At 68.5% G+C, this 25063-nt stretch carries 26 protein-coding genes and 6 pseudogenes; 13 read left to right on the plus strand and 19 right to left on the minus strand.

The annotated features are described in order from the left end of the window. Nucleotides 1–419 precede the first annotated feature (419 nt). The 4 genes from ON30_RS29925 to ON30_RS39685 all read left to right on the plus strand — a co-directional run bounded on the left by ON30_RS29925 (nt 420) and on the right by ON30_RS39685 (nt 2972). On the plus strand, nt 420–1307 hold the full coding sequence (locus ON30_RS29925) for an alpha/beta hydrolase (protein ID WP_040712853.1): 888 nt from the start codon (nt 420–422) through the stop codon (nt 1305–1307). A gap of 41 nt (nt 1308–1348) precedes the next feature. Beyond that, a complete protein-coding gene (locus ON30_RS29930; protein ID WP_040712855.1) occupies nt 1349–1855 on the plus strand; it encodes a flavin reductase family protein in 507 nt (168 codons plus the stop codon). Between the two features lie 135 nt (nt 1856–1990). Further along, the gene (locus ON30_RS29935; RefSeq protein WP_245554287.1) at nt 1991–2764 is read left to right on the plus strand and encodes a pyrimidine reductase family protein; all 774 of its coding nucleotides are present in this window, start codon (nt 1991–1993) and stop codon (nt 2762–2764) included. 43 nt (nt 2765–2807) lie between these two features. Beyond that, the gene (locus ON30_RS39685) at nt 2808–2972 is read left to right on the plus strand and encodes a hypothetical protein (protein WP_157183940.1); all 165 of its coding nucleotides are present in this window, start codon (nt 2808–2810) and stop codon (nt 2970–2972) included. Between the two features lie 157 nt (nt 2973–3129). Here ON30_RS39685 and ON30_RS29940 read toward each other — a convergent pair whose 3' ends face one another. Then, entirely contained in the window at nt 3130–3492 is a 363-nt protein-coding gene (locus ON30_RS29940; RefSeq protein ID WP_157183941.1) for a hypothetical protein, read from the minus strand. Between the two features lie 115 nt (nt 3493–3607). Further along, nucleotides 3608–3973, minus strand: coding sequence for a hypothetical protein (locus ON30_RS29945; RefSeq protein ID WP_157183942.1), 366 nt, complete (start codon nt 3971–3973; stop codon nt 3608–3610). A gap of 287 nt (nt 3974–4260) precedes the next feature. On the opposite strand from ON30_RS29945, the gene ON30_RS39690 reads away from it, so the two are divergent. Then, entirely contained in the window at nt 4261–4848 is a 588-nt protein-coding gene (locus ON30_RS39690; RefSeq protein WP_157183943.1) for a nuclear transport factor 2 family protein, read from the plus strand. A gap of 277 nt (nt 4849–5125) precedes the next feature. Here the strand turns inward: ON30_RS39690 and ON30_RS29955 are convergent, their stop codons facing one another. The 12 genes and pseudogenes from ON30_RS29955 to ON30_RS30000 all read right to left on the minus strand — a co-directional run bounded on the left by ON30_RS29955 (nt 5126) and on the right by ON30_RS30000 (nt 15090). Then, complete coding sequence (locus ON30_RS29955) at nt 5126–5614, minus strand: ankyrin repeat domain-containing protein (RefSeq protein WP_157183944.1); 489 nt, start codon at nt 5612–5614, stop codon at nt 5126–5128. 151 nt (nt 5615–5765) lie between these two features. After that, nucleotides 5766–6995, minus strand: coding sequence for a CoA transferase (locus ON30_RS29960; protein WP_040712860.1), 1230 nt, complete (start codon nt 6993–6995; stop codon nt 5766–5768). Next, entirely contained in the window at nt 6992–7444 is a 453-nt protein-coding gene (locus tag ON30_RS29965; RefSeq protein WP_040712888.1) for a MaoC family dehydratase, read from the minus strand. Before ON30_RS29965 ends, ON30_RS29960 begins: the two co-directional genes overlap by 4 nt. An 8-nt stretch (nt 7445–7452) precedes the next feature. Next, a pseudogene (locus tag ON30_RS29970) lies at nt 7453–7848 on the minus strand (acetyl-CoA C-acyltransferase); the annotation flags it as partial. 48 nt (nt 7849–7896) lie between these two features. After that, nucleotides 7897–8790: an HTD2 family dehydratase gene (locus ON30_RS29975; protein WP_051030162.1), complete on the minus strand. Its 894-nt coding sequence runs from the start codon at nt 8788–8790 to the stop codon at nt 7897–7899. Beyond that, nucleotides 8787–9515, minus strand: coding sequence for a 3-oxoacyl-ACP reductase FabG (gene fabG / locus ON30_RS29980; RefSeq protein WP_040712862.1), 729 nt, complete (start codon nt 9513–9515; stop codon nt 8787–8789). The genes ON30_RS29975 and fabG overlap by 4 nt, the downstream gene beginning before the upstream one ends. Nucleotides 9516–9532: 17 nt before the next feature. Then, nucleotides 9533–10354: a mycofactocin-coupled SDR family oxidoreductase gene (locus ON30_RS29985; protein ID WP_040712864.1), complete on the minus strand. Its 822-nt coding sequence runs from the start codon at nt 10352–10354 to the stop codon at nt 9533–9535. Between the two features lie 17 nt (nt 10355–10371). Then, on the minus strand, nt 10372–11562 hold the full coding sequence (locus tag ON30_RS29990; RefSeq protein ID WP_040712867.1) for an acyl-CoA dehydrogenase family protein: 1191 nt from the start codon (nt 11560–11562) through the stop codon (nt 10372–10374). Nucleotides 11563–11726: 164 nt separating this feature from the next. Next, a complete protein-coding gene (locus ON30_RS42425; protein WP_373282657.1) occupies nt 11727–11861 on the minus strand; it encodes a hypothetical protein in 135 nt (44 codons plus the stop codon). 28 nt (nt 11862–11889) lie between these two features. Next, a pseudogene (locus ON30_RS38070) lies at nt 11890–12300 on the minus strand (AMP-binding protein); the annotation flags it as partial. Nucleotides 12301–12883: 583 nt separating this feature from the next. After that, nucleotides 12884–13675 (minus strand): annotated as a pseudogene (locus ON30_RS29995) (TetR/AcrR family transcriptional regulator); the annotation flags it as partial. Nucleotides 13676–14226: 551 nt separating this feature from the next. Next, a complete protein-coding gene (locus tag ON30_RS30000) occupies nt 14227–15090 on the minus strand; it encodes an SGNH/GDSL hydrolase family protein (RefSeq protein WP_051030163.1) in 864 nt (287 codons plus the stop codon). Nucleotides 15091–15576: 486 nt separating this feature from the next. Between ON30_RS30000 and ON30_RS38075 the strand changes: the two are divergent. Next, nucleotides 15577–15835, plus strand: a pseudogene (locus ON30_RS38075) (integrase core domain-containing protein); the annotation flags it as partial. Nucleotides 15836–15991: 156 nt separating this feature from the next. On the opposite strand, the gene ON30_RS30005 reads toward ON30_RS38075, so the two are convergent. Further along, on the minus strand, nt 15992–16420 hold the full coding sequence (locus tag ON30_RS30005; RefSeq protein WP_051030164.1) for a DUF5994 family protein: 429 nt from the start codon (nt 16418–16420) through the stop codon (nt 15992–15994). A gap of 270 nt (nt 16421–16690) precedes the next feature. Beyond that, entirely contained in the window at nt 16691–16843 is a 153-nt protein-coding gene (locus ON30_RS39695; RefSeq protein WP_157183945.1) for a hypothetical protein, read from the minus strand. Between ON30_RS39695 and ON30_RS30010 the strand changes: the two genes are divergently transcribed. Together ON30_RS30010 and ON30_RS30015 are read left to right on the plus strand one after the other, a co-directional pair. Further along, nucleotides 16842–17228, plus strand: a complete 387-nt coding sequence (locus tag ON30_RS30010) for a hypothetical protein (protein ID WP_040712869.1) — start codon at nt 16842–16844, stop codon at nt 17226–17228. The genes ON30_RS39695 and ON30_RS30010 overlap by 2 nt on opposite strands. Nucleotides 17229–17374: 146 nt before the next feature. Continuing rightward, entirely contained in the window at nt 17375–17776 is a 402-nt protein-coding gene (locus ON30_RS30015) for a DUF5994 family protein (RefSeq protein WP_157183946.1), read from the plus strand. Here ON30_RS30015 and ON30_RS41465 read toward each other — a convergent pair. Together ON30_RS41465 and ON30_RS41470 are read right to left on the minus strand one after the other, a co-directional pair. After that, complete coding sequence (locus tag ON30_RS41465; protein ID WP_245554288.1) at nt 17773–18096, minus strand: ANTAR domain-containing protein; 324 nt, start codon at nt 18094–18096, stop codon at nt 17773–17775. The two genes, ON30_RS30015 and ON30_RS41465, sit on opposite strands and share 4 nt — an antisense overlap. Before the next feature lie 43 nt (nt 18097–18139). Next, nucleotides 18140–18553: pseudogene (locus ON30_RS41470) on the minus strand (GAF domain-containing protein); the annotation flags it as partial. Between the two features lie 1193 nt (nt 18554–19746). Here ON30_RS41470 and ON30_RS30025 point away from each other — a divergent pair. Both ON30_RS30025 and ON30_RS30030 read left to right on the plus strand, forming a co-directional pair. Further along, a complete protein-coding gene (locus tag ON30_RS30025) occupies nt 19747–21009 on the plus strand; it encodes a fatty acid desaturase family protein (RefSeq protein WP_083911788.1) in 1263 nt (420 codons plus the stop codon). 55 nt (nt 21010–21064) lie between these two features. Continuing rightward, the gene (locus tag ON30_RS30030; RefSeq protein WP_040712872.1) at nt 21065–22207 is read left to right on the plus strand and encodes a N(5)-(carboxyethyl)ornithine synthase; all 1143 of its coding nucleotides are present in this window, start codon (nt 21065–21067) and stop codon (nt 22205–22207) included. A 197-nt stretch (nt 22208–22404) separates the two neighbouring features. Here ON30_RS30030 and ON30_RS30035 read toward each other — a convergent pair whose 3' ends face one another. Beyond that, a complete protein-coding gene (locus tag ON30_RS30035; RefSeq protein ID WP_040712904.1) occupies nt 22405–22701 on the minus strand; it encodes a putative quinol monooxygenase in 297 nt (98 codons plus the stop codon). A 360-nt stretch (nt 22702–23061) separates the two neighbouring features. Here ON30_RS30035 and ON30_RS30040 point away from each other — a divergent pair, with 360 nt between their 5' ends. From ON30_RS30040 to ON30_RS30045, 3 genes and pseudogenes are all read left to right on the plus strand, one after another. Then, complete coding sequence (locus ON30_RS30040; RefSeq protein WP_040712875.1) at nt 23062–24201, plus strand: glutathione-independent formaldehyde dehydrogenase; 1140 nt, start codon at nt 23062–23064, stop codon at nt 24199–24201. A 28-nt stretch (nt 24202–24229) separates the two neighbouring features. Further along, nucleotides 24230–24445 carry a hypothetical protein gene (locus tag ON30_RS41475; protein WP_245554289.1) on the plus strand — a complete coding sequence of 72 codons (216 nt, stop codon included), beginning with the start codon at nt 24230–24232 and terminating at the stop codon, nt 24443–24445. Continuing rightward, a pseudogene (locus ON30_RS30045) lies at nt 24405–25063 on the plus strand (hypothetical protein); the annotation flags it as partial. The gene ON30_RS41475 and the pseudogene ON30_RS30045, both read left to right, overlap by 41 nt.

Below are 25063 nucleotides of genomic sequence, written 5' to 3' on the forward strand. Positions count from 1 at the left end.
CGGATGTTCTCCCTCGTCGGTGGTCTTCCGCTGGTTACGATACCCCTAGGGGTATATGAGCAGCCTATTCCGTGATGCGTTCGACACCGAGGACGGGCCGGGCGGCACCCTGTGAGGGTGAGGCGTACGTCGATGGAGGACACCGTGTCGGGCCACCACTGCCGTTCACGGCACAGTCACGACCGCGGTGTCGTGGGCAGGTTTGACACCTCTCCTCCTCTTGGGCGGACTCGAAGGGGGGCGACCGCACCGGGGGAGGAATGGGACAGTCGGTGCCAACCGTTGCTGTCGCGATGGTGCTCGCGCCGAGTCGTGGCGCCGCGCGAGCGAGCCGTCGGTCCCGCAGTCGCCCTCGTTCGCGTGTGGTCGATGACGAGCGTAGTTTTCTGGGGACGGCGAGTGGCTGAAGGGGAGCCGAGATGCGAGAAGAAGTCGAATTCGTCAGTGGCGGAGTGACATTGCGGGGGTGGTTGTTCCGCCCGGCGGAGGTGAGCGGTCGGGTGCCGCTGGTGGTGATGACGCACGGGTTCGCCGGGGTGAAGGAATGGGTGGTTCCGTTCGCCGAGGTCTTCAGCGCGGCGGGACTGGCCTGCCTGGTGTACGACCATCCCGGCTTCGGTTCCTCGGACGGGGAGCCTCGGTTCGAGGTGAATCCGAACGCGCAGATCGAGGGTTATCGGGACGCGATCACCTACGCGCGGTCGCTGGACGGCATCGATCCGGAACGGATCGGCGTGTGGGGGACGAGTTTCTCCGGCGGGCACGTCCTGGTGGTCGCCGCGGTCGATCGTCGGGTGCGTGCGGTGGTGTCGCAGGTGCCGACGACCGACGGGTGGGCCAACCTGCGTTCGCTGGTGCCGACGGTGATGCTGCCGCTGGTGCACGCGGCCATCGCCGCGGATCGCCAGGGCAGACTGGCCGGGGAGGCGCCGCTGACGATCAAAGCGGCCTCGGACGTACCGACCGACATGGTGGCCATGCCCGGCCCGGAGGCGTATCGGTGGCTGATGGACAACGGCCCCCAGGTTCCGGGGTGGCGCAACGAGGTGACGCTGTCGAGTATCGACCATTTCCAGTCGTATGCGCCCGAAGCGTTCGTGCGGCGGGTCTCGCCGACGCCGTTGTTGATGATCGTCGCCGATCAGGACACGTTGACCCCCACCGATATCGCGCTGCGCAGCTATGCCGAGGCGTTGGAACCGAAACGGTTGGTCCTGATATCCGGCCCGCATTTCGTCGTGTACGAAGACGGTTTCGAGCGGGCGGCCGCGGCGGCGTGTGACTTCTTCGTCGAGGTGTTGGGGTGAACAGTCGGGATTGATCGTGAGCGAACGGGTACCCGCCGAGGATGTCGGACAGTATCGAGAACGGGGTCACCGGGTGCGAAGCGGTGGTCGCCGCGGCGGATTATCCGGTGTTCGTGGTCACCACCCGCGCCGGAGACGAACTCGGTGGATGCCTGGTCGGATTCACCAGCCAGGTCAGTATCGATCCGGTGCGCTTTCTGGTCGGATTGTCCAAGACGAACCGCACCTTCGCGATCGCGGCGCGGGCGTCGCGGCTCACCGTGCATCTGCTCGGGTCCGAACAGACGGCGTTGGCAGCGTTGTTCGGTGGTGAAACCGGCGACGATACAGACAAATTCGCCCGCTGCGCGTGGAACCCCGGGCCCGGTGAGGTACCCGTCTTGTCGGAGGCGGCGGGCTGGTTCAGCGGCGCGATCATCCAACGCCACGACTTCGGCGACCACGTGGGAGTGGTCCTGGCGCCCGACAGCGGAACCGCTCGCCCGTCCGCGACTCGGACACTGCGAATGCACGCCGTGCAGGACCTGCGACCCGGACATCAGGCATGAACCTCGGCGACGATGTTCCCCACACGACGCACGGCGTCCCAGCCATCGCGTGCTCCCGCCGGCAACAGGTGACCTCAGCCGACACCCGCGCCGACGGCTCGATCGTCGAGGTGCGGGCCGAACGTACGAGGGGCGGTGACCGTGCGGCGCATCGATGACCTGTCAGCGAACGGAAACGACCTGGACGAGGCGGCGCTGCGGGTTCTGTACGCCTATCCCGAACCGCTGACCACCCCCTGGATCCGCGTCAATTTCGTCTCCAGCGTCGACGGCGCGATGACCGACGGATCCACCGTCGGTGCGCTGGCGACCCCGTCGGACAAGACCGTGTTCACGGTGCTGCGTCACCTCGCCGACGCGATCCTCGTGGGAGCGGGCACCGTCCGCGCGGAGAACTACGGCGGGGCGGGCGGTGACGCTCGAGTCCGGTCGTGGCGCACGGCCCGTGGACTGGCCGCGGTGCCGCCGGTGGTGATCGTGTCGGCCACGGCGCGCATCGAACCGACCGCCCGCGTCGTCGCCGAGGCGAGCAGGAAGCCGATCGTGATCACCTCCTCGGTCGCCGAATCCGACAGGATCGCGGGCTTGCGCGACGCGGGCGTGGAGGTCGTGCGCTGTGCGGGAGATAGCATCGGCGGCACCGATATTCGCGCCGTCCTTGCCGAACGCGGGATGATGCGGGTGTTGTGTGAGGGTGGTCCGGCTTTGCTGGGCCAATTGCTCGACGACGATGTCGTCGACGAGTTGTGTCTGACCACCGCGCCCGTCGCCGTGAGCGGTCCGGCCGGGCGGATCGCGCGCGGACCCGACGCCGTTCGACGCCCGATGCGCCCCGCGCACATCCTCTACGACAGCGAGGACGCCACCGTGCTGACCCGCTGGGTTCGCGATCGCGCCTCGGACCGTTGAGTCGTCACAGAATCTCGAAGCACTACGGCAAGCCCGGCTCTCGGTGTGCGCGGGCTCGCTGAGCCATCACCAATCGGCGCGCCGGTCTGCCCACGCCCTGGCCGCGCTGCTCGGTCAGCCGTTGATCGACGTGCCGGGCAATCATCTGGGCGCGAGCACCGTCCCGGCGGAGTTCGCTCGTGCCGTCGTCCCGCTGCTGCACATCTGACCCCGTCCTCGCGTGGCGGTGTGGGCCGGCCGCGTCACCATCGCGATGCGCGGGGCGGGCCGGTGGTGGCCACAGGGAGTGCGGGTAGTCCCGCACCGCGGACGGCAGGCAGCGCGACCGACCGCGTCCGCGCGGACCGTGCGTTCGTCGACTCGTTCTATCCCGCACCGGATTCGGTATGGCTCAGGGGTGGCTCGTCGGATCGTGCGCCGCGCATCGCGTGGGCGTGCGTATCGAACCGGTCGGGCAGATCGCGTAGCAGCACGGTTTCCTCGTGGCGATGCGGCGGCGTCGTGTCCGTCCGGATCGTCAAGCGGTAGGCGACCACGGCGTAGGGCTGGGTACTGAGCAAACGGCGTGCCGAGTGGTCGACTTCGATGCGGGTGGCCGTCTCGGTGAGGGCGGCGCTGATCTGCTCGCGGGTGCCCAGCAGTCGAACCTCCCACCACGTCGTGCGTTCCGGCAGCCACCAGATCTTCACTCGGGCCTCGCAGCGCGGTCCCTCATCGGCGTCGTTCATGGTTCCCGACATACCCGCCGGGACCGCTCGCAGACAGCTCCGACGCCACCAATTGTGGTGACCACCCCGGAGAACGCAATCTCGACCACGGACCGGCCGGACATGGTGCTACCGCCTAGGTTCGGCGCGTGGTGCGGTGGCGGGTCGGGTTGACGAGTGTGAGCTCGTCGGGGGAGAACGCGAGGGTGTCCGTCGACCCCGAGGGTCGCACCCGCAGGTAGTCGGGTTCGGTAGGGTCCGCGATCGCCACGATCTTGCCGGATCCGCCTTCGCGGAGCCCGACCGCTTCTGCCGTGAACCACACGGTGGGTCTGCGGCCGGCTTCGATTTCCCCCGCGAGTCGCCGGATCTCGTTGTCCGACAACGATCGTGATGCAGTTCGACGAGTGGCCATGAGGTGCTCCCGCGTGACAAGCCAGGGTCGTGCACCTACCAGGATGCCGCAACCTTGCTCTGCGCGCACCGCGAGCAGCGAGTTCAACACTCCGATCCGCCTCGTAACCTCGGGGCGCGACGCGATCCGTGTCGTGCTTCGACGTCTTCGACCGCACCGCGGCGATGTCGATCAGGACTGTGCGGTGCTGTGCCCGTCGACCGCAGTCCCACGGTCCGGCCGACTGGTGCGAGCACGCCATACCGGCGCTGCCCGCTCGCCGAAGCCGTGTCGAGTCCTGCGCGGTGAAATCCACTGTCACCACGCGACGGCGGTCGGCGTGAGATCATAGCTCGTCATCGAAAAACGTTCGCTCGTCGGGTAACCGGCGACTGTTGCGCATCGACGAATGCGTCGAGGTGGGGACGGTTCGCACGTCGCGGCGGATCCCGACGCTCGGAACTGTGGCATTGCCGCTGAACGTCATCGGGCGCACCCCTGGCTCACCTCCGCCGGTGCCCGGTGTCGAACGGCGTGCAGTGGCGTCCAGCTGTTCTGGAGGTCGCGAACCGTCGTTCGATGACCTCGATCGCGAAAGGAAAGATCTCATGACCGACTGGCTCGGGGACTACTACGCTTGCGTCGATTCCCTCCACTTGGACGACTACGTGCAGCGGCACAGCACCGACGCGAGCTTCGTGTTCGGCAGCGACCGCCCTGCGAACGGGCGAGAGGAGATCGCGGCGGCCGCGGGTGAGCTGTTCGCGATCCTGTCGGGATTGCGCCACGAACGTCGGAACGTGTGGTTCGTCGACGAGGGCGACACCGCCCTGGTGGAGGCGATCGTGCACTGCACGACCACGGGCGGCGTCACGATCTCACTGCCGGCGTTCTCCGTGCTGCAACGTGTTCCGGAATCCGGCTTGATCAGTTCGTTGCGCGTGTATTCCGACATGGCGCCGCTGTTCTCCGTGGTCGGCTGACGCCGGGCCAGTATGTTTCGCGAGGGAGGTCGCGGCGGCATCGCGAGGAAGGTCGCGGCGCAGGAGAATGCCCGCCGCGAACGTCTTCGCTGAATCAGCGGGCGGCCAGTTCCGGTCTGTGGGAGGGCGATTCGAGAAAGAGGGTTCACCCTCGCGAATCGACCTCCCACAGGATCGGTGCTGCGGCACCGGCCTCCGGGTTCGGCGCGCCACAGCCCCGGTCCGCACCTCTGGGCGAAGAGAAGTCGTGTCGGGGTCGGATTCGTCGCGTAACCGTCTAGCGGTCTACCTGGGCAAGTAGCCGAAGTATTTCTGCGGCGCCTTCCGCAGGACGTATCGTGGCGAGCTCCCTGGGTGTCTTCCCGCCCCAGCGGCCCGACTGCGGCCCCATCCGCACATCAGCCCGCGCTCCGGCCTGCAACAGGGCTTGGACGCACTCGGATGAACCACGACCTGCTGCCGCGCACAACGGCGGCCACCCATCCGGCAGATCCGGGTTCATGCCATGGTCGAGCAGCAGTCGCACCGTCTCGGCATGGCCCTTGTCCGCGGCCCTCGAAAGAGCCTCCGACTCCGCTTCGATGCCCTGGGCCAGCAGATAAGCGAGGATCTCGGTTCTGCCCCACTCCGCGGCCCAACCGAGAAGGGTACCTCCCGGCGCAGTGGCACTCGCCAGGTCGACACCAGCTTCATGAGCGCGGCGCACCTCGTCGGCGTCGCCGCGAACGACGGCCATGACGAGGTCGAACTCTTCTGCACCGGTCACCACATCAGTATGTCGTGCCCGCTCTTCGATCAGCGCCTTGTCACCTCGGCCCGGCCTGCCATTTCGACACCCGCATCGCCGGCCGCGCCCAGTCGACCCGCCACCCCGATGGCCGGTGGCTGGGCCGTGCCGAACGACGGTTCTGCCGGTGCTATGACGAGGTCGGGTCGGTGACGATCGTTCCCGCGGTGCGGAGTTCGGCGATGGCGTCGTCGGTGAGGCCGAGATGGTCGCGCAGGATCTCGACCGTGTTCGCGCCGAGGCCGGGGGCGGGGGTGGCGGGGTGGTGCGTGCCGTTCACCGCGATGGGTGAGCTCGGGGCCAAGTGGTCGCCGAGTTCGGGTTGGTCGAGCATCGTGAACAGAGGGTTGGCGGTGACGCGGGGGTCGGTGGTGAGTTCGGCGAAGCTGCGGTAGCGGTCCCACAGCACCGAGGTGCCCGCCAACGCGTCGGCGACTTCGGCGGCCGAGCGCTCGCGGAACCAGGTGGCGAACAGAGCGGTGAGCAGGTCGCGGTGGCGGAATCGTTCGCCCTCGTCGGCGAAGTCGACGCCGAGCGCTTCGGCGAGAGCCGTCACCGCCGAGTCCGTTCCGGTGATCCGGGCCAAGTCGCGGAAGTGTCTGGTCGTCAGGGTGACCAGCATGAAGCGGGCCCCGTCGGCGGTGGTGAAGTCCTGGCCGTACTGGCCGTAGATGGCATTGCCGAGGCGGGGACGGTCGCGGCCGGTCAACGCGGCCTCGGCGAGGAAGCCGAGGTTGCCCGCGGTGGCGAGCGCGACATCGTCGAGCGGGAGCACGATCCGGCTGCCCGCGCCGCTCGCCTCGCGGTGGCGCACGGCCGCGGTGATCGCCAGCGCGGCGTAGAGTCCGCACGCGACATCCCAGACCGGCACTACGTGGTTGACCGGGCCCGCCCACTCGGGCGGCCCGGTGACCAGCGGGAATCCGGTGGCGGCGTTGACGGTGTAGTCCACGGCGTTGGCACCGTCGGCCCGGCCGGGGATCTCGAGGTGGATCAGGTCGGGTCGGCGTTCGGCCAGCGCCGGGTAGCCGTGCCAGTCGCGTCCGACCGCGTTGGTGAGCAGGATGCCGTCGCCCTCTACGACCAGTCGCGCGACCAGTTCCCGACCTTCCGACGCCCGCAGATCGGCGACCACCGACCGCTTGCCCTTGTTGAGGCCTGCCCAGTAGATGCTCGCGCCCCCGTCGGTGAGCGGCCACCGGTGGCGGTCGGCGGCCCCGCCGATCGGGTCGACGCGGATGACCTCCGCGCCGAGTTGGGCCAAGGTCATGCCCGCCAGCGGCGCGGCGACGAAACTGGAGATCTCCACGATTCGCAGTCCGGCCAGCGGTCGTGTCGCGGAGGCCGATTCGGAGGTCACAGCACCACCACCGTGAGGGTTTCGGCGACCAGCGCGGGTTTGCCGCCGCCGTCGGTGTCGATCACCCAGCGGACGGTCAACAACCCGCGCCCGTCCTGGACCGTCAGCGCCGAAGGCGTCGCGCTCGCGCGCACGGCGCTGCCGACCCGCACCGCCGAGGGGAAGCGAACCTTGTTGCTGCCGTAATTGATCCGCGCGCTGCCGAAGTCGAGGGCGAACAGGTCGCGGCCCAGGTACGGGATCATCGACAGCGTCAGGTAGCCGTGGGTGACGGTCGCGCCGTAGGGGCCCGCCGCGGCGCGTTCGGGGTCGACGTGGATCCACTGGTCGTCGCCGGTGCAGTCGGCGAAGGCGTCGACCCGCGACTGGTCGATGACGACCCACGGTCCGGGGCCGACGGTTTCGCCGAGCGCCGAGGACAGGTCCTCGACCGAGGTGAAGGTTCGGATCGGCACGCTCACACCACCCTTTCGAACAGGGCGGCCAGACCTTGTCCGCCGCCGAGGCACATCGTCTCGAGACCGTAGCGGAGGTCGCGGTGTTTCATCTCGCGCGCCAGGGTGGCCGGCATCCGCACGCCGGTGGCTCCCACCGGATGGCCGAGGTAGATGCCCGAGCCGTGGACGTTGACCCGCTCGAGGTCGGCCTCGCCGAATTTCCACTCGCGCAGCACCATGATGTCGGGCCGCACGCCCGCCACACCCCAGGACCGCAGGCGCACCAGCGGTTCGAGGCCGAGTTCGTCGGCCTTGGCGCGGGTGGTGACCAGGCACATCGCGGCGGCGTCGTTCTGTCCGCTGGAATTGCCCGCCGTCACCGTGGATTCCGGATCGATCTTCGCCCGCACGGGCCGCCAGTGGCGAGGACTCCGCCGTAGCGGCCGATCGGCGTGCGGACGGGTTCACAGATCACTGCTTCGCGCATGATCGGGCCTCCGGGGAAATTCGGCGTTCAGGACGGTGTGTTCGACGGTGTGGTCGGGCCCGGAAAGGACCGCGAGTCCGAATCCGTCCTCGGTGTGTCCGCGTCGGCGCAGGCGCGCCGGTTCGGCGCAGAACAGTGGCGCGAGGTTGCGGTGGCGCAACCGCGCAGGGGCGACGTCGGGCCGTTCGCGACGCAGGGTCTCGGCCAGCGCGATGGTCATCAGCGGCCCGTGCACGACGAGGCCGGGATAGCCCTCGACGCCCGTCGCGTACGGCCAGTCGTAGTGGATGCGATGCGGATTGGCGGTGGCCGCGCTGAAGCGCGCGAGCACGGTGGGATCGGTGCGCAGTTCCCAGTCCCATTCCGCGATTCGGCGCAACGGGGCGCCGACAGGGGCGACGACCGGAGGCGTCGGCGCGACCGCGGGAACCGCACCGGCCTCGCGGTAGACGATGTCCTGGCGTTCCACCACTGCGAGTTCGCCCGCCTCGGTGGTCAGCCGGATCTCCACCACGACCACCACCAGCGACCCGCTGCGCCCGGTCTTGGGTGTCGCCGAGAGCACGGTGGCCTCGCGTCGCACCGTCGACCCGACGTGGATCGGCGCGTGGAAGGCGACCTCGCCGCCCGCGAACATCCGCCGCGGCAACTCGGTCGGCGGCAGGAACGACCCGCGCGCCGGATGGCCGTCCGACCCGAGGTCGCGGGAGGCGGGCCAGCGGGCCAGCGCGGCCCAGTGCCACAGCGGCGGCAGCGGATCACCGGGCCCGGCGGGCGGTGCACCGGAATCGAGCACCGCGCTCAGTGCCGCCACCGGCGTCGGATCGACGAGTTCGGCGCTGACGACGGTGTGGGCGCGCCATCGGCTCACATGAACCGCCCGCCGGTGACTTCCAGCGTCGTGCCGGTCAGATAGGAGGACAGGTCCGAGGCCAGGAACAGCGCCACGCCCGCGACCTCCTTCGGTTCGCCGGCGCGCCCGAGCGGGATCTCGGCTATCTTCTGCTCCCAGACCCGTTCGGGCATGGCCTCGGTCATGGCCGTGCGGATCAGTCCGGGCTGGATCGCGTTGACCCGCACGTCGAAACGCGCGACCTCCTTGGCGGCGGCTTTGGTCAGCCCGATGATGCCCGCCTTCGCCGCCGAGTAGTTGGTCTGCCCGGCCATCCCGACCTTTCCCGAGAGCGAGGAGATGTTGACGATGCTGCCGCGTCCGCGTTCGCGCATGATCGCGGCGGCCAGGCGCGTGCCGTTCCAGGTGCCATTCAGGTGCACGGAGACGACCTGGTCGAAATCCTGCTCGGTCATGGTCCGCATGGTGGCGTCGCGGGTGATGCCCGCGTTGTTGACCATGACGTCGACCGCGCCGAATTCGGTGAGCGCGGTGTCGAGCAGCGCGCCGACCTGCTCGGCGCTGGTCACGTCGCAGCGCACCGCGCGCATGGTCGCGGACTCCGGCGAGGCGGGCAGGGCCGCGGGGTCCAGATCGCCCACGACCACGTGCGCGCCTTCCTGGACGAAGCGCGTGGCGATGGCCAGGCCGATGCCCTTGGCTGCGCCGGTGACGACCGCGACCCGGCCTTGGAGAAGTGACATGGGGAGTGTTCCTTCGGTCAGTACTGGGTCGAGCCGAGGTCGATCGAGATCTGGGCGGCGGTGATGTAGCGGGACTCCGCGCTCGCCAGCCAACTGACGGCCGCCGCGACGTCCTCGGCCTCGGCCACCCAGGCGGGCAGGAAGGGCGTGATCATCTGCGCGAGCGGGGGATTGGTCTCGGCGGCGCGGCCCAGCGCGGCCACCATGTCGCCGCTGCCCATCGGGGTGTTCACCGCGCCGGGATGCACGCTGTTGACGCGGATCTCGTGTTTGCCGAGTTCGGCCGCCAAGCCGCGCGCCATTCCGGTGACCGCGTGTTTGCTGGCCGTGTAGTGCACCATGAACGGCTGCATCTTCACCCCGGCCGCGGAGCCGATGAGGATGATCGAGCCGCCGCGGCCGCCGTCGATGATGTGCTGTGCGCCCGCCACGACGGTGTTCCAGGTGCCGGTGACGTTGACGTCGATGACGTCGCGGAACGACTCGGGGGTGATCGCGTCCCAGACCTCGGGGATGCAGATGCCCGCGTTGGCGACGATGATGTCCAGCCGGCCCAACTCGCGCACGCCCGCGTCGACCGCCGCGCGCAGTCCGTCGAGGTCGCGGGTGTCGACGGTGGCCGCGATGATCCGGCGACCGGTCGTCTCGACCAGGCGGACCGTCTCCGCGAGATCCTCCGGGGTCGCCGAGTCATAGGGCACCGCGGCGGGCAGCGGTCCGGCGAGGTCGACGGCGATGATGTCGGCTCCTTCACCGGCCAGCCGCACCGCGTGGGCGCGGCCCTGGCCGCGGGCCGCGCCGGTGACGAAGGCGACCTTGTCGGTGTGTCGTGCGCTCACGTGCTCTCCTGAGGATGTCATGCCCGGGCCGCCCGTTCGGCGTTGCGGACCAGTCCGCCGCCGATGATCAGCCGCTGGATCTCGCTGGTGCCCTCGTACAGTCGCAGCAGTCGCACGTCGCGGTAGATCCGTTCCACCGCGACGCCGCGCATGTATCCGGTGCCGCCGTGCACTTGGACGGCCGAATCGGCGACCCGGCCCGCCATCTCCGTGCAGAACAGTTTCGCCGCCGACGGGGCGATCCGGCGGTCCTCGCCCGCGACCCAGGCGCGGGCGGTCTCGCGCACCAGCGCGCGGCCCGCCAGGACCTCGGTCTGCATATCGGCCAGATGCGCCTGCACCAACTGGAATCGGCCGATGGGCGTGCCGCCCTGGGTGGCGGTGGCCGCGTAGGCGACGGATTCGTCGAGGGCGCGCTGCGCGGCCCCCACCGCGAGCGCGGCGATGTGGACCCGTCCGCGCGCCAGGGAGATCATCGCGGCCCGGTAGCCGATGTCCTCGTCGCCGCCGACGAGCGCGTCCGCGCCGACCCGCGCGTCACGGAAGTGGACCTCGGCGGTCCACGCGCCTTCCTGCCCCATCTTGCGATCCTTCGGGCCGACCTCGACGCCCGGGGAATCGGCGGGCACCAGGAACACCGAGATCCCGGGGCCGTGCTCGTCGGCCGGGCGGGTGCGGGCGAAGACCACGAACAGGTCCGCGACCGGCGCGTTGGTGATGAAGCGCTTCTCGCCGTCGATGACCCAGTCCGTCCCGGAGCGCGCGGCCTTGGGGCGCAGCGCGGCGGGGTCGGAGCCCGCGCCCGATTCGGTGAGGGCGAAGGAGGCCACCACCCGACCGGAGGCGATACGCTCGAGCCACCGGCTCCGCTGGTCCTCGGTGCCGAAACCGACCAGCACCTGGCCCGCGATGCCGTTGTTGGTGCCGAACAGCGAGCGCAGCGCCAGGGTGGTGTAGCCGAGCTCCATCGCCAGTTCGACGTCCTGGGCGAGGTCGAGTCCGAGACCGCCCCACCGCTGCGGGATGGCGTAGCCGTAGAGGCCCATGGCCTTGGCCCGTGCGACGATCTCGTCGGGAATCCGGTCGAGCTCGGCGATCTCGACCTCGCGCCCGACCACGACGCGACGAACGAAATCCCTTGTCTGGGCGAGTATTTCGCGGAAGCCCGCCGCGTCGACCGTTTCGTCCGTCTCCGGCGCGCTCGTCATGACCGGTCTCCTTTTCTCCGGCGATCGGTCGCCGATGTGCTGGTCGGGTCGTGCGGCGCCGGGCCCGCTACGCCCGACCCCGCGCTGCGGACGGTGAAAATCACTGTATTGACCACGGTATGCTTCCGTAATTGTTTCGGGACACAGAGCGGGCTGTGTCACTGTCATCGGTCCCGTGCGCCCGAGAGCGCGTCGACCGTCCGGCCGTCGCGCTCTCGGGCGCACGGGCAACCCGACGAGTCGATCTTGCCCGTGGAGCCGCGCGGCACCGCGTCCTCGGAGTCCAGCAGCAGCCACACGGTCGGGACCTTGAACGCGCTGAGCCCCGCCGCTGCGGTAGACGCCGCCGGGGGTGAGCAGTTCCTCCCGGTTGCGCCCGCAGATGCCGCGCAGGATGTGCGGGCCGCGCAGTTCGATCTTCCCGACCGATCCGGTGGGCGCGGGTGTGCCGTCGGCGGGGTTGGTGATGCGCACGCGCATGCGGTCAAAGGGCCGCCCGCAACTGCCGAACGCCGATTCGGGCATATCGGTGTCGGCGGGGTACCCGCAGTACGGGCCGAAGGATTCGGTCATGCCGAACAGGTTCGCGCGGGCGCCTGGCCGGGCGCGCAGCGCGGCGGCAGCAGGGCCCCCCAGGCTGCCGGGTCGCAGCGCGGACAGGTCGGCGAGCGCCGTCTCCGCCTCGCGCGCCAGCGCTTCGGCTTGGTCGGGCCATCCGTGGAACAGGGTCACCCGTTCCCGGCCTTTGCCGTGGCGGCGGCGTTCTCCGCGCCCGACGACGCGGAGTTCCGGCGCGGCAACACGCGCATGCGGACGCGGATCGCCTGGCACCTGGGCCAGGCGATGGCGCCGGCGGCGATCATTCATTGGAAGTGGGCGGCACCGCGTCCTTCGGCGTCCTCGACCGCTACCGGCACACGGCGCGCACGCAATCGGTCGCGGTGGGCGGCGGCGCGATGATCGTTGCGGCTACCGAATTCCCACACCGGATGAGCGCGGAGTCCCCGGGCTGATCCCGCCGCGCGAAGGGCTCGCGGTGCGAGCCGGTCCCGGGCCCGTCCCGTCGGGACAGCCGGGAGCCGTGCGGTCAGCGGGTGGCTTTGGCTTTCCGTGCGGTGGCCTTGCGCGGCGCCGTCTTCTTCGCGGGGGTGGCCTTTCCCGACGCGGCGGTTGTGGACTTGCTCGCGGCGGCCGTCTTTTTCGCCGGTGCGGCCTTACCCGCCGCCCCGGTCTTGCGTGCGGACTCGGTCGCCTTCGAGGCGGTGGACTTCTTCGCCGCCGGGGCCGACGCGGCGGTGTCGTTCGCGAGGCTCGTGCTCGCCGCCGACGCCTTGCCCGCCGCCGTGGAGTCGCGGGTCGCGGCCGACCGGCGGGACTGCGTGGTCTTCGCGGACCGGCGTGGCGCCGGTGGGGTCCGTTCGGTGATCAGGCCGGCGGCGTGGTCGAGGATACAGCGTAGACCGTACTCGAAGTTTTCCTCTTCCGGCGCAACGGATTTGCGTCCCTTGGCCATCGCGCCCGCCAGCAGCGGAGTGGTCGTGGCGTCGATCGCGATACCGTCGTAGTTGGCGCCCGTGTCGCCGCGCTGTTCCTTGTTCTTGTCGTAGAGCCGCTGGAGCACGACCGAACCGCGGATGTGCAGGTTGATCGCGGAGTAGGTGTCGACGGCGTCGTCGACCGACATGCCCGCCTCCACCAGACTCGCCACGGCGTGCTCCATCTGGCGCGCCCCCCTCTGCGCGGCCTGCGGGCTCAGCGCCGAGCGGATGAGGATCAGGTCGCACAGGATGTGGTTGCCGAGGAAGACCTGACGCATGGTGCGCGCGTGGTCGGTGAGCGATGCACGCCAGTCCGCGGCCTCTACGAACGGCGTGGCTAAGGCGTACTGGCTCAACGCGCGATCGGTCATCGCGTCGAGCAGATCGTCCTTCTTGCGGAAGTACCAGTAGATGCTCGTGACGCCGACGTCGAGATGTTTGCCGAGCAGGGGCATGCTCAGGCCGTCCAGCGACACCTGGTCGGCGAGCTCGAACGCCCCCTCGATGATGTCGTCCGGGTTGAGCGAACCACGTTCGCGCCGCGGGCGTTTGGTGGCGACTTCGCGGTTGGCCATTGCCGTTCCCACTTTCGTCCTCGGAGTCCTCGGGCCGTCGATCGTGTTCCGTTTCGGTCCCGCACGGCTCGAATCGGCCCTTCCGCGCGACCGGGCCGAAACCGGCACGGTAGACAATACTACCGGTACTACAGTTACCGGACTCGAGGCTCGGATCAGGCCACGAGTCCGTGGATCGCCCGCAGCCAGACGACGATCAGCGTGTCGATCCGTCGTGCGTCCTGCGGCGCATCGACGTCCTTGTTCGAGCGCCCGTTCGTTCAATTCGACCAGAAGCGCCGCCAGGACAGTGCTGTCAGATCCGGGCGGCACCTCGGCGTCGATCAGCCGCGCCGGCGGAGTGACGAAAGCGGTCCGAGTCCGATCCCACAGCTCGCGCACCGCTGGACCGGACCGCGGTCGCAGCCCATGACCGTACGGCGGTGCTTACGCGCCACACGCATGGACCACCACGGCGCGGCGACACCACGTCGGTTCACGTCCGGCCTGTGACCATTCGACAGCGGACGACGCCGCGCACGGCCGCGGCGGTCGCGAATCCGTTGTGGGTTTCAGCCCCTGGTGAGGAAGCGGATGAGGTGGTGGGCGACGGCGGTCATGCCCGCGAGGGTGGGGTGGTAGGCGGTGACGTCGGGATTGTCGCCGTAGCCGTGGACCCACGGGACGGGCGTGCAGATCGTGTGGTTCTCCGCTCCGGGGACGCGAACGGCGTCCGCTCCGGTGGCGTCGGCGGCGGCGCGGGTGGCCGCGAGGAGACCGGCGTAGATGTGCCGGTGGTGGACCGCGTCGCGGACGGTCAGTGGGATGTCGTGGCGCAGGGGGCCCGAGGCGGGCAGAATCGGCAGGTATTCGACCAGCAGCACCCGCGCGTGCGGGGCCTCGGCGCGCACGCGGCGCACGATCTCGGTGATCGACCGCTCGACGGCGGCGAATTCGGCGGCGGTGCGGAAGGCGTCGACACCGCCCGCGACCCGGTCCTCGGGCGGTCGAGCGCGTCCGCTCGTGACCAGCCGCCCGCGACTCCGTGCGAGCAGGCCGCCGATCATCCCGAGGTCGTTGCCGCCGATGGTGACGGTGACGAGCCGTGTCTCGGCGGTGACCGCCCGGAGTTGGGGTGGCACGACGGTGCCGCAAGGTAATCGTTGCGGACGGTCGATGACCTCGGCGGTGGTCGCTCCGGCGCTGGAGACGTCGACGAGGTCGAGTTCGAGGGCCGCGGCGAGTTGGTGCGGGTAGTTGCGGCCCGACCGCCCGCAGCCGACGTCGCTGACCGGGAGGATGCCGGGACCGGCCGCGTACGAACTCCCCAGCGCGACATAGCGCGTGCCGCGCAGCTCGCGGGCATTCGAGACGCGCGCCGACCCTTCCCCGCGCCCGGCTGTCAGTCGCGGTGTGGCAGATCGGTATAAGGCCATCTACTCGAACTTCCCAGACGAACCGACTCGGTGGCACAAACGTGACCAGATCCACACTGGGTCGCCCCGGTCGGAGTGAGGGCCGAGATCCGCGTCGATCGGGTGAGGGTCCGATCCTGATCCGCCCGGTAGCGACGGACCGAGCGGGTGAGTGCTGTCGCCGAGTCAGCGAAGGCGGTTCGGTAGGTGATGCCGCACTGGCGCAACGCATTTCATGAAGTTGCGGCGGAACCGGCGTCGGCCGAAGCTGGTCGTGCGTGGCCGTTCCGCTGAATGCGCGGCATGTGCTTCGGGCTGCCTAGCTGCGGTACGGTCGGCAAGTCGCCGACTTGGTGAGTCGCTACGATAACGACGGGAGCGCACCCGCGTAGGCGGTAGCCGCCCGTCATCCGCAACCCAAACCAGGACAGACGTAGTGAAGGTTTTCGACGTTTTCGCGCTCGGGAACCGCAGGTGAACTGTCGGCCCCGTCCACGCGGGGATGGTTCCGCCGGGCTGCTGCCTTCGTTCGGCACGGCCGGTGACGGCCTGGACAACGCGATGATGGAATCGTTCTGGTCCTTCACGGGAGATCGAGCTCCTCGACCGCAAGAAGTGGAAGACCCGCCTCGAACTGGCGAACGCGATCTTCGACTACATCGAGATCTTCTACAACCGCCAACGCCGCCACTCCGCCCTCGGCTACCGCACCCCGATCGAGTACGAACTACTCTCCGAGAACACACCCATCACCGCTGCCAGTTAGCCACCACGACTGGAACCCAACAGGTGGGGCAGGTCACACCGTCACCTATCCGTGCAGCAGCCCCCCCACCGCCCTGATACCGGTGTCGGTCGCGAACGGAGCTTGCCGCGTGACTTCCCCGATCGTGCGGCATCGTGAGTTCTCTTGGCATGCAGCTCAGTTCGAGCGATCGGCGACCTCGCCTGCGGCCTTCCGGAAGTGCGCGTCGGCGTGTTCCACGTCGGTGGCGGGGTCGATTACCCGCAGGCGCAGTCGCCGGTTGTCCAGGCCGAAGACGTACATGACGCCGGTCGGTTGACCGTCGAGCGCCCCCTCGACGTCGATGCCGTCGGGCGGGTCGATACCCCGCTGCGACAGGCTCAGTGAATTCCAGTCGAAGGTGATGCGTGTGGTCGCGCCGAGTCGGGGCGTGAGGACGGTGATCAGATCGTGCAATTCGGTGGTGAGGTTGTCGGTGCGCGGCCACCAGGCGCCGTCGATGTCCTCGGGCGGCTCGTCACGGTCGCGCAGCAGCAGGCGCGGGGTCCGGGTGGGGGCCTCGAAGGGCTGTCGGCCGCTCAGCGAGCTGGACGAACTGTCGGTCATGTCGAATCCCTCTCGGAATCAGGCGATTTCGCGGCGGGCCGGTTATCGCGGTAGGGGGCCGGCCGCGAGCAGCGGCCGCCTTCGTCGTTCCACCGTTCCAGCGCCGCGGCATCGGAGCGGCGGTCGCGGGTCTCGGTGGCGGTCGGTGGTGTGTGCGGCGTCATCATGACGCTCCTGACCGGGACCGGCTTCGGGTCCCTGTTCGACCGTCGCGGTGACGACGAGAGCCTGCGATGGTCTCGTTCGAAGCGTCCCCGACGTCCCCTCAGCCTACGCCGCGCCGGCACCGATGCGATCCGCGCGCACGCCCGGCAAACGGCTGCCGATCGGCGAATCCGATCGACCCGCGGGCTCGACACCGAGCGGTACCAGGCGTTGACTGGAGTTCACCACCCCTGTTTCCAGGCCCTCGGAGGCCGTCATGCTCATCATTCTCGGACTGATAGTTCTGTTGGTCGCCGTGATCGTCGCGGTGGCCGGAGTATTAAGCAACGCTGGGGCAACCCATGCGCTGACCGGAGACTTCTCCGTATTCGGATATCACGTGACCGGATCGACGGGCACGCTGTTCCTCTACGGGATCATCGTCGGCGCGGTCGCGATGCTCGGGCTGAGCCTGCTGCTGGCCGGTGCTCGGCGGACTTCGCGCCGCGGCCGGATGGCTCGCCGCGAACTGAGACGTCGCGAGGAGAACATCTACGCGACGGACGACGTCCGGCCCGTCGCGCCCGTGGCCCAGCGGTCGCGCACATGGCGGCATCCGTTCGGTGGAAATCCCTCGGTGGGACAGCCCACAGTCACACACTGAACGGCTTCCGGTCGGCCTCCGCGAGGCCTGTCCCGGAGTAGGCTCGAACGTATCCGGCGGCATCACGCGCGCTGACCATCCGAGGTCGCGCCGTCCCCGGATTCGATATCGGGCCATTTGCGACAGGCTCGCGACAGGAGCGTCCGATGACGCGACCACCGACTTCAGCCCCCGTGCTCCACCTCTACCTCGACCCGAGTGGTTACATCGACGCGACCTGGTGGCCGCGTTCGAGCGATCTCGCCGCCGAACTGCCGGACCTGGTCACCGCCTTGCGGCTGCGGGCGGGACCGATCTGGCGGGTCGTGTACGACCCGAACCTCTGGTCACCCGCGCCGAGTCATCTCGAATTGGACGACCAGAGGATCCGCCTCGACCCCTACCCGTTCGAGCTGTTCGGGACCGTGTACGTGTGCGGACTCAACGGCACCGTGATCGTGGTAGAGGCCATTCCGTGCGAGAACGACCCGGCGGAAGCGGCTGAAACCGACCGGCCCATCACCAATCACGCCGCGATGGGCAGCGGCTTCCGGGAGATCGCGCGCTAGACGATCCGGCCGTCCGCGTGTTGCGCAGTGGCCCGCACGCGATCGGTGAGCACCGTGTCCGGCGCGATCACGCCGGTGACCAACTGCCGGGCGATCTCCGACAACCGCGCGCCGCGTCGACGGCCGTAGCCGCGCAGGGCCTGGAACGCGTCGTCCATTTCGAGTTCGCCCGCGTGCGCGAGCACCCCTTTGGCCTGCTCGATCATGATGCGGTTGGTCAGCGCGACCTGCAGTTGTTCGGTCAGCACCTCGCCGCGGTGGATGGCGCGCTCCTGGAGGATGCCGATCGTCGCGGTGTGGGCGGAGGGCCTGGGCGGCACGCAGATCCGGCGCGGCCATCTCACCTGGGTCGCGGCCGAACAGGTTCAGCGCCCCGATGGTCTCGCGGCGCAGTCGCATGGGTATGGCGTGCACGGAGGCGAAACCCTCTTCGAGGGCGCGGGGGACGAACAGCGGCCACCGGTCGATCTCGACGGTGAGGTCGGGGATGCGCACCGATTGCCCGGAATGCACGCAGTCCCAGCACGGACCCTCGTTGGTCTGGAGTTGGAAGAGTTCGAGCATCCGCGTCCGCTCGGTCGAGGAGGCGAGCACCTGCAAGCTGCCCCGCTGATAGGACAACACGATTCCGGCCGCGGCCGCCCCGAGCAGCTGGACCGAATAGGCCACCAACTCGTGCAGGACCTCGACCACGTCGTAGTCGTCGATCAGGGTGTCCGCCATCTGCACGAAAGCCTCCACCAGCCTGGCTTCGCGTACTCCGGACGCTTCGGGCATCTGGGCTCCTTCCCCCTGTCGAGCCTAATGCTCGGGCCGTGTCGGTGGCTCGCCCTGTGGTGAGACGTGTGGTTTTCTCGGGGTGACCGCGTCGACAACGCGCAGGGCCACGGCGACGTCGGTGACGGAGAGCCACCCCGGTTTCGCGCTGCAGAATCCGAGGACCCTATTGGCGGTCGCGCCGTTGACCAGCGGGAAGGCGAAGATCGCCGCGACCGTTCGTCGCGCAGGGCCGCTCGGATGTCATCGACCGTGTCGTCCCCGGTCATCGAACCGCACCGTCCGAGGCGACGAGCGGATCGTTTCCCTCTGCCATAGCCGTAGAAGTCACCGCTTTCCTCGATGCCGCACGCGCGGGGGTGGGCTCGACGCTTCCCACGAGTCGTCGCCCGAAAGCAGGGTCGGGGCGCCGACGGCGGCGATCGCCGTCAGACATATCGGGCCTGTCCTGGCTGTACCCCGTAACGGGCTCCCACCGCCCGGGGACGACAACTGCTAGAGTTGAGTCGAGGGCAGGGTCGCCGATGACCGCGCTACCCTCGCTCCACTGTCCTTGACCCCGGCAGCCGCAGCTCGTTGCGACCGCGAAGGGCGTCGTTGTGTGTGGCAGTTCGAATTCCGATGATCGCAGGTACGGTGCGTCGCGGGCTGCCGGCGAGTCATCCGCGGCAGCAGCCGAGTCCTCCGATCGCCCCGGCCGCTTCGTCCCCACGCGGAGTCCTTCCCTCTCGGCCCTCGGTGCCGACCATTCCCCCGATTCCTCGACGCACAGGTCCGCGACCGCGCGGCGGCAAACGCCCGAGGAGCGTTCGAGGCGACGACCGTCGGCGTCCGAACGCACGAACCAGCCGTTGTCCAGCTCCGACCAGGTACCGCGGGAACCGGACTGCTCGAGGCAGTCGACCGTTTCGACCCCGAGCGCGAGGCGACCTTCCTCGCCGTCGCCGTCCCGACCATCGTGGCGGAAGTGCGCCGCGGTGTCCGAGCCACCCGGAGCGCGAGTTCCGCAGCGCATCGAAAGAAATCCACCAACGCCTCGAGCCGGCGACCGCAGCGCTGACCCGCCGCATCGGCCGGACGCCGAGAGCTCGCGAGATCGCCGAGGAACTCGGTCTCGACACCACCGAGGTCATCCACCCGATGGTGGCCCGCAACCATCGCCGCAAGCGAGACGAGAGATTCGAGGACATGACGTGGCAATCACCGAAGTCGGCGTCTACGCCCACCTGAGCCCCACCGACATCGAGGCGCTCGGCGCCGAACTCGACGCGATCCGAGTCGATTTCCAGGAACGACGCGGAACGAGGGACGCGAACTACATCCGCCGCACCATCGCTTTCCAACGCTGTCTCGACGTAGCCGCCCGCCTGACGATCGCTCTGAGCCGCGGCAAGGTCGGATGGCTGCTGGGCGTCCTCGGCCTGGCGACGGCCAAGAGCATCGAGAACATGGAACTCGGCCACAACATCGGCCACGGCCAGTGGGATTGGATGAACGATCCGGAAATCCATTCCACGACCTGGGAATGGGATATGGCCGGCCAGTCCTCGCAGTGGCGCTACTCCCACAACTACCGGCACCACGTCTATACCAACGTGCTCGGCCTCGACGACGATATCGGGTTCGGTGTGATGCGGGTGACCCGCGACCAACCGTGGCAGCCCGCCCGGCTGATGCAGCCCCTGCAGAATCTGCTGCTGGCAATCACCTTCGAGTGGGGTATCGCCCTGCACGACCTCTACTCCGAGCGGGACCGCAATGCGACCCCCGCGGGCAAGACCCAGCAGACCAGGCTGTTCGCGGGCAAGATCGCCCGGCAACTCGGCAAGGACTATTTGCTGTTCCCGGCCCTGAGCGGTCGCCGCTGGCGTCGCACCCTCACCGCGAACCTGACGGCGAACACGGCTCGCAACCTGTGGGCCTACCTGGTGATCTTCTGTGGTCACTTCCCGGACGGCGCGGAGAAATTCACCGCCGAGGCGGTGGAATCGGAAACCGGATCCGAGTGGTATCTACGGCAGATGCTGGGCACGGCCAATTTCGATGCCGGACGGGTCCTGGCCTTTCTGAGCGGGAACTTGTGCTACCAGATCGAGCACCATCTGTTCCCCGATCTGCCGAGCAATCGCTATGTCGAGATCGCGGAGCGGGTCCGCGCCCTGTGCGACAAATACGACCTGCCTTACACCACCGGCCCGCTACTGCGTCAATATCTGCTGACCCTGCGGACAGTGCACAAACTGGCGATGCCCGACAGGTTCCTGACCGCCACCGCCGACGACGCGCCGGAGACCGCCTCGGAACGAAAGTTCCACGACCGCGAGCTCACCGAGGTACCGGGGCCGATCCGCGGACTGCGCACCGCTCTGCGCGCCACGGCCGCCGAACACGCGGGCGAGTGGCCGTTCCGGCGCCGCGATGCCCGACCGTATGCCACCCACGGCAGCCGCCCGTGATGGCACGCGGACGACCTCGCGCCCAGCGGAACCCGACACGTCGGCGGTCCGAACAGTGAAGCAACTCACCCTCGGCGTCGTCGGGACCTCTCTGAAGGCCGACGAGCGCCGCTCGGCGCTGCACCCGGCCCATCTCGAGCGGATAGATCCCGCATTGCGGGCGCGTATCTATCTGGAAGACGGCTACGGCGCCCGCTTCGGCTACTCCGACGCACGCCTCGAACCATTGGTCGCCGGTCACCGCACCCGCGCGGAGCTCTTCGCCGGATGCGATGTGCTGCTGCTGCCCAAGCCGATGGCCGAGGACCTGGAAAACCTGCGCGCCGGGCAGGTCGTGTGGGGCTGGCCGCACTGTGTCCAGGACGAGCGGATGACCCAGGCGGCCGTCGACCGCGGACTGACCTTGATCGCCTGGGAAGCGATGAATCATTGGACGCGAGACGGGCATTTCGGCCTGCACGTCTTCCACAAGAACAACGAGATGGCCGGCTACTGCTCGGTCCTGCACGCCCTGCGACTGCGCGGCACCACCGGCGACTACGGGCGACGGTTGCGCGCCGCGGTCATCAGTTTCGGCGCCACGGCCCGCGGCGCGGTGCGCGCGCTGTCGGCGCTGGGCGTCAGCGATGTGACGGTCCTGACCCAACGCAGTATCGCGGCGGTCGCCGCGCCGTTCGCCTCGGTGCGGATGCGGCATTTCGAGCGTGACCCGAACGACCCCGGCCGCGTCCTCGCGCTGAAAGCGCCCGAACCCGGGCCACTCGCGGAGATGTTGGCCCAGTACGACATCATCGTGAACTGCGTCCTGCAGGACACCGACGAACCGTTGTTATTCGTCCGCACCGTCGATCTGCCCCTGTTCACCCCCGGCACCCTGTTCATCGACGTCTCCTGCGACGAGGGCATGGGCTTCGAATGGGCCCGCCCGACCTCGTTCGCTGCCCCGATGTTCGGCCTCGGCGACGACCTGCACCACTACGGCGTCGACCACAGCCCCTCCTACTTGTGGAACTCCGCCACCTGGGAGATCTCCGAGGCGGTGCTGGACTACCTGCCGATCGTCATGTCCGGCCCGGCGGCCTGGGACGGCGACGAGACGATCCGGCGCGCGATCGAGATCCGCGACGGCCGGATCCAGAACCCGCGCATCCTCTCGTTCCAACACCGTGCCGCGAACTTCCCCCACGCCGTCGCCTGAGGGGCTGCTGCACGGATGGGTCTGCCCCACCGAATGGGGTCCAACGCCGCGGCGGCGATGGCCGAGACCGGCATCGGTATCACCACCGAATTCTCTGACCGTCTGTCTCGATGTTTCAACAACGATTTGCGCGGTGGCAGATGCCGCGTCTGTCGAATCTGGTAGAAATGTTGCGATTCAACGGGATCGTTGAGTTTTCAAAGCTTTTCGGCGAGCACGTCGAGTCGGCTGATTTCGGGCGGGGTAGCGAAGAGCTCGTCGGCGCGCTCACCGAGCGCCTTGCCGACCGGCCCATCGAGATGCGTTTCACGGGCGGCCGGATCCGGGAATGCGTCGATGATGCCGAATGTCGAGGGGCCGAACCGTACCGCCAACCATGGCTTCGTGCCGGGCTCTTGCTCGACGAGTGGCAACGCCGATCGGAGGAATTCTTCGACTGCGTCTTCTTTGCCGGGGTTGGCTTCGAGTCGGACCAGCAGTGCCTTGGTGACCATGTCGGATCTCCCGTTCGAGGTGGTGGACATGGTCCAGCATCACACCATCGACCTGTGAAGGGAAGGAGCTGCCAGAGCTCGATCGACAAAACCGACCTCAACCCCTAGCGATAGTGGACGGATGAGAGGAGACTTCGTGGTGGAGCGAATGCGACGCCAAAAAAAATTTATCCACTGCACGTCCGCCATTACGCGAAACATGGTGATATGCCGCCGTTTCGATGTAATTGTCGGTTCCGTGCGCTGTTGCGCCGTCTGCGCCCAGGAGCACGATTCATTCGGCCGGTCGCTCGCATATAGCAGCCTGTGGCTGCCGGCCCGGACATCAACCGGAAACGCCGCATGTGAGGGAGTGTCGAGATGAAAGCGCTTGTGTACGACGGGCCACGTGAGGTCCACGTGAAGGAAGTGCCCGATGCGAGGATCGAGGAGCCGACCGATGTGCTGGTAAAGATCACCAGCACCAACATTTGCGGGTCGGATCTGCACATGTACGAGGGCCGCACCGATCTGGAGCCCGGGATGGTCCTCGGTCACGAGAATTTGGGGATCGTCGCGGAGGTGGGCAATGCGGTGGTCAAGGTCTCGGCCGGGGATCGGGTGTGCCTGCCGTTCAACATCGGCTGCGGATTCTGCCGAAACTGCGAGGAAGGTCTGACCGCGTTCTGCCTGACGGTGCATCCGGATCCGAAGATGGCCGGCGCCGCATTCGGTTTCGCCGGGATGGGACCGTTCTGGGGCGGACAGGCGGAGTATCTACGGGTGCCGTTCGGCGACTTCAACTGTCTGCGGCTGCCCGAGCATGCGCAGGACAAGGAAACCGACTACGTGATGCTCTCCGACATCTTTCCCACCGGATGGCACTGCACCCGCCTGGCCGACATGCAGCCCGGCGATTCGATGGTGGTGTACGGGGCCGGGCCGGTCGGTCTGATGGCGGCGTACTCGGCGATGATCCAGGGCGCGAGCAAGGTGATGATCGTCGACCGTCACCCCGATCGACTGCGGCTCGCCGAGCAGATCGGGGTCATACCCATCGACGACTCCACCGGCGACCCGGTCGAACAGGTCCTCGATCAGACCAACGGGCGCGGCGCCGACAAGGGTTGTGAGTGTGTCGGGTACCAGGCACACGACCCGCAAGGTCGTGAAGACGCCGCGATGACGATGAACCGGCTCGTGGACTCGGTGCGCTTCACCGGCCACATCGGCGTGGTCGGCCTCTTCCTGCCCCAGGACCGAAACGGCCCCGACGAACTCGAACGCCACGGCAAGATCGCCTTCGACATGGGCAAATTCTGGTTCAAGGGGCAGAAGGTCGGTACCGGACAGGCCAACGTCAAGCACTACAACCGGCAGCTGCGCGACCTGATTCACGAGGGCCGGGCCACACCGTCCTGGATCGTGTCCCACGAACTCCCGCTGGCCGAGGCCGAGTCCGGCTATCAGCATTTCGACGCCCGGGACGAGGGATGGACCAAGGTCGTCATGCATCCGTGAGGCGTCCCGGACCGAGAGGAGCACAATTATGGAAACGACACTGAACCAGACCTCGGTGTCCCTCGACGATGCCCAGCGGGTGATCGCCGCCGGACAGGCCAGAGCCGACGAGATCGAGTCGCCGTCGAACGGCAATGGTCGCGGCGTCTACCCGGTCGTGCCGGCTGGAGTTTGGGCCCAGCTCGAGCGGGTAGACGGGGCCGGTGGACGCGAACGAGCTCCGGAGAGCCGGTGCGGCTGGTGAGCGGGTCTCGGTGTTGTTCATCGCGGACCCGGGCAAGCCCGCCGATGTCGCGGAACGCCTCGCGGAGTGCCTACCGGGGCGTCTGCGAGGTCGTGACGGGCGCGAGCGCCAGTGGTCGACGTGTGTGCGTCTCGAGCCCTACCTTCTCGCCGAGGGAACGGATTTCGCCGAGGTGATCGACGCGGTCGATCCGGCCGCGGAATCCGAGGACCTGGTCGTATACCTCACCGATCTGCCGCGCCGGGAGGACACGCTTCCGGTAGTGGCCGATGTCAGCGCCGATCACCGATTCGCGGTCATCTCCGTGCCCGGGGTGGGCGGCGTGGCGATCGAGCGACGCGTCCGCACTGTCACCGAACTCGCGATCACTCACATGCTCGGTGACCCGGAACTCACCCCGCCCCGTGGTGCGCGACGGTTTCCGTCCGCGCAGATCGCGGGCGGTATGCGGTACTTCACTTCCCCGGGACTGCGGCGATTGCGCCTGCTGTCGGGGATGGTGCGGGCCAACCGGCCGTGGCGACTGGTCACCGGACTCTCGAAGGTACTCATCGGTGCGTTCGCCACCGGAGCCATCGCACTGGCCACCGACACGATCTGGCTGTTCGCCGACACGAT

The sequence above is a fragment of the Nocardia takedensis NBRC 100417 genome (genome assembly GCF_000308695.1).
Taxonomy (GTDB): domain Bacteria; phylum Actinomycetota; class Actinomycetes; order Mycobacteriales; family Mycobacteriaceae; genus Nocardia; species Nocardia takedensis.

Bases quoted from the DNA above. Each gene is read 5' to 3' on its own strand.
- ON30_RS29990 (WP_040712867.1), bottom strand. From the start codon at position 11,562: ATGACGAGCGCGCCGGAGACGGACGAAACGGTCGACGCGGCGGGCTTC.
- ON30_RS30010 (WP_040712869.1), top strand. From the start codon at position 16,842: ATGCTCATCATTCTCGGACTGATAGTTCTGTTGGTCGCCGTGATCGTC.
- ON30_RS29940 (WP_157183941.1), bottom strand. From the start codon at position 3,492: ATGAACGACGCCGATGAGGGACCGCGCTGCGAGGCCCGAGTGAAGATC.
- ON30_RS30015 (WP_157183946.1), top strand. From the start codon at position 17,375: ATGACGCGACCACCGACTTCAGCCCCCGTGCTCCACCTCTACCTCGAC.
- ON30_RS29930 (WP_040712855.1), top strand. From the start codon at position 1,349: ATGTCGGACAGTATCGAGAACGGGGTCACCGGGTGCGAAGCGGTGGTC.
- ON30_RS39695 (WP_157183945.1), bottom strand. From the start codon at position 16,843: ATGACGGCCTCCGAGGGCCTGGAAACAGGGGTGGTGAACTCCAGTCAA.
- fabG (WP_040712862.1), bottom strand. From the start codon at position 9,515: ATGTCACTTCTCCAAGGCCGGGTCGCGGTCGTCACCGGCGCAGCCAAG.
- ON30_RS29925 (WP_040712853.1), top strand. From the start codon at position 420: ATGCGAGAAGAAGTCGAATTCGTCAGTGGCGGAGTGACATTGCGGGGG.
- ON30_RS30005 (WP_051030164.1), bottom strand. From the start codon at position 16,420: ATGACCGACAGTTCGTCCAGCTCGCTGAGCGGCCGACAGCCCTTCGAG.
- ON30_RS30040 (WP_040712875.1), top strand. From the start codon at position 23,062: ATGAAAGCGCTTGTGTACGACGGGCCACGTGAGGTCCACGTGAAGGAA.
- ON30_RS30035 (WP_040712904.1), bottom strand. From the start codon at position 22,701: ATGGTCACCAAGGCACTGCTGGTCCGACTCGAAGCCAACCCCGGCAAA.
- ON30_RS41475 (WP_245554289.1), top strand. From the start codon at position 24,230: ATGGAAACGACACTGAACCAGACCTCGGTGTCCCTCGACGATGCCCAG.
- ON30_RS30000 (WP_051030163.1), bottom strand. From the start codon at position 15,090: ATGGCCTTATACCGATCTGCCACACCGCGACTGACAGCCGGGCGCGGG.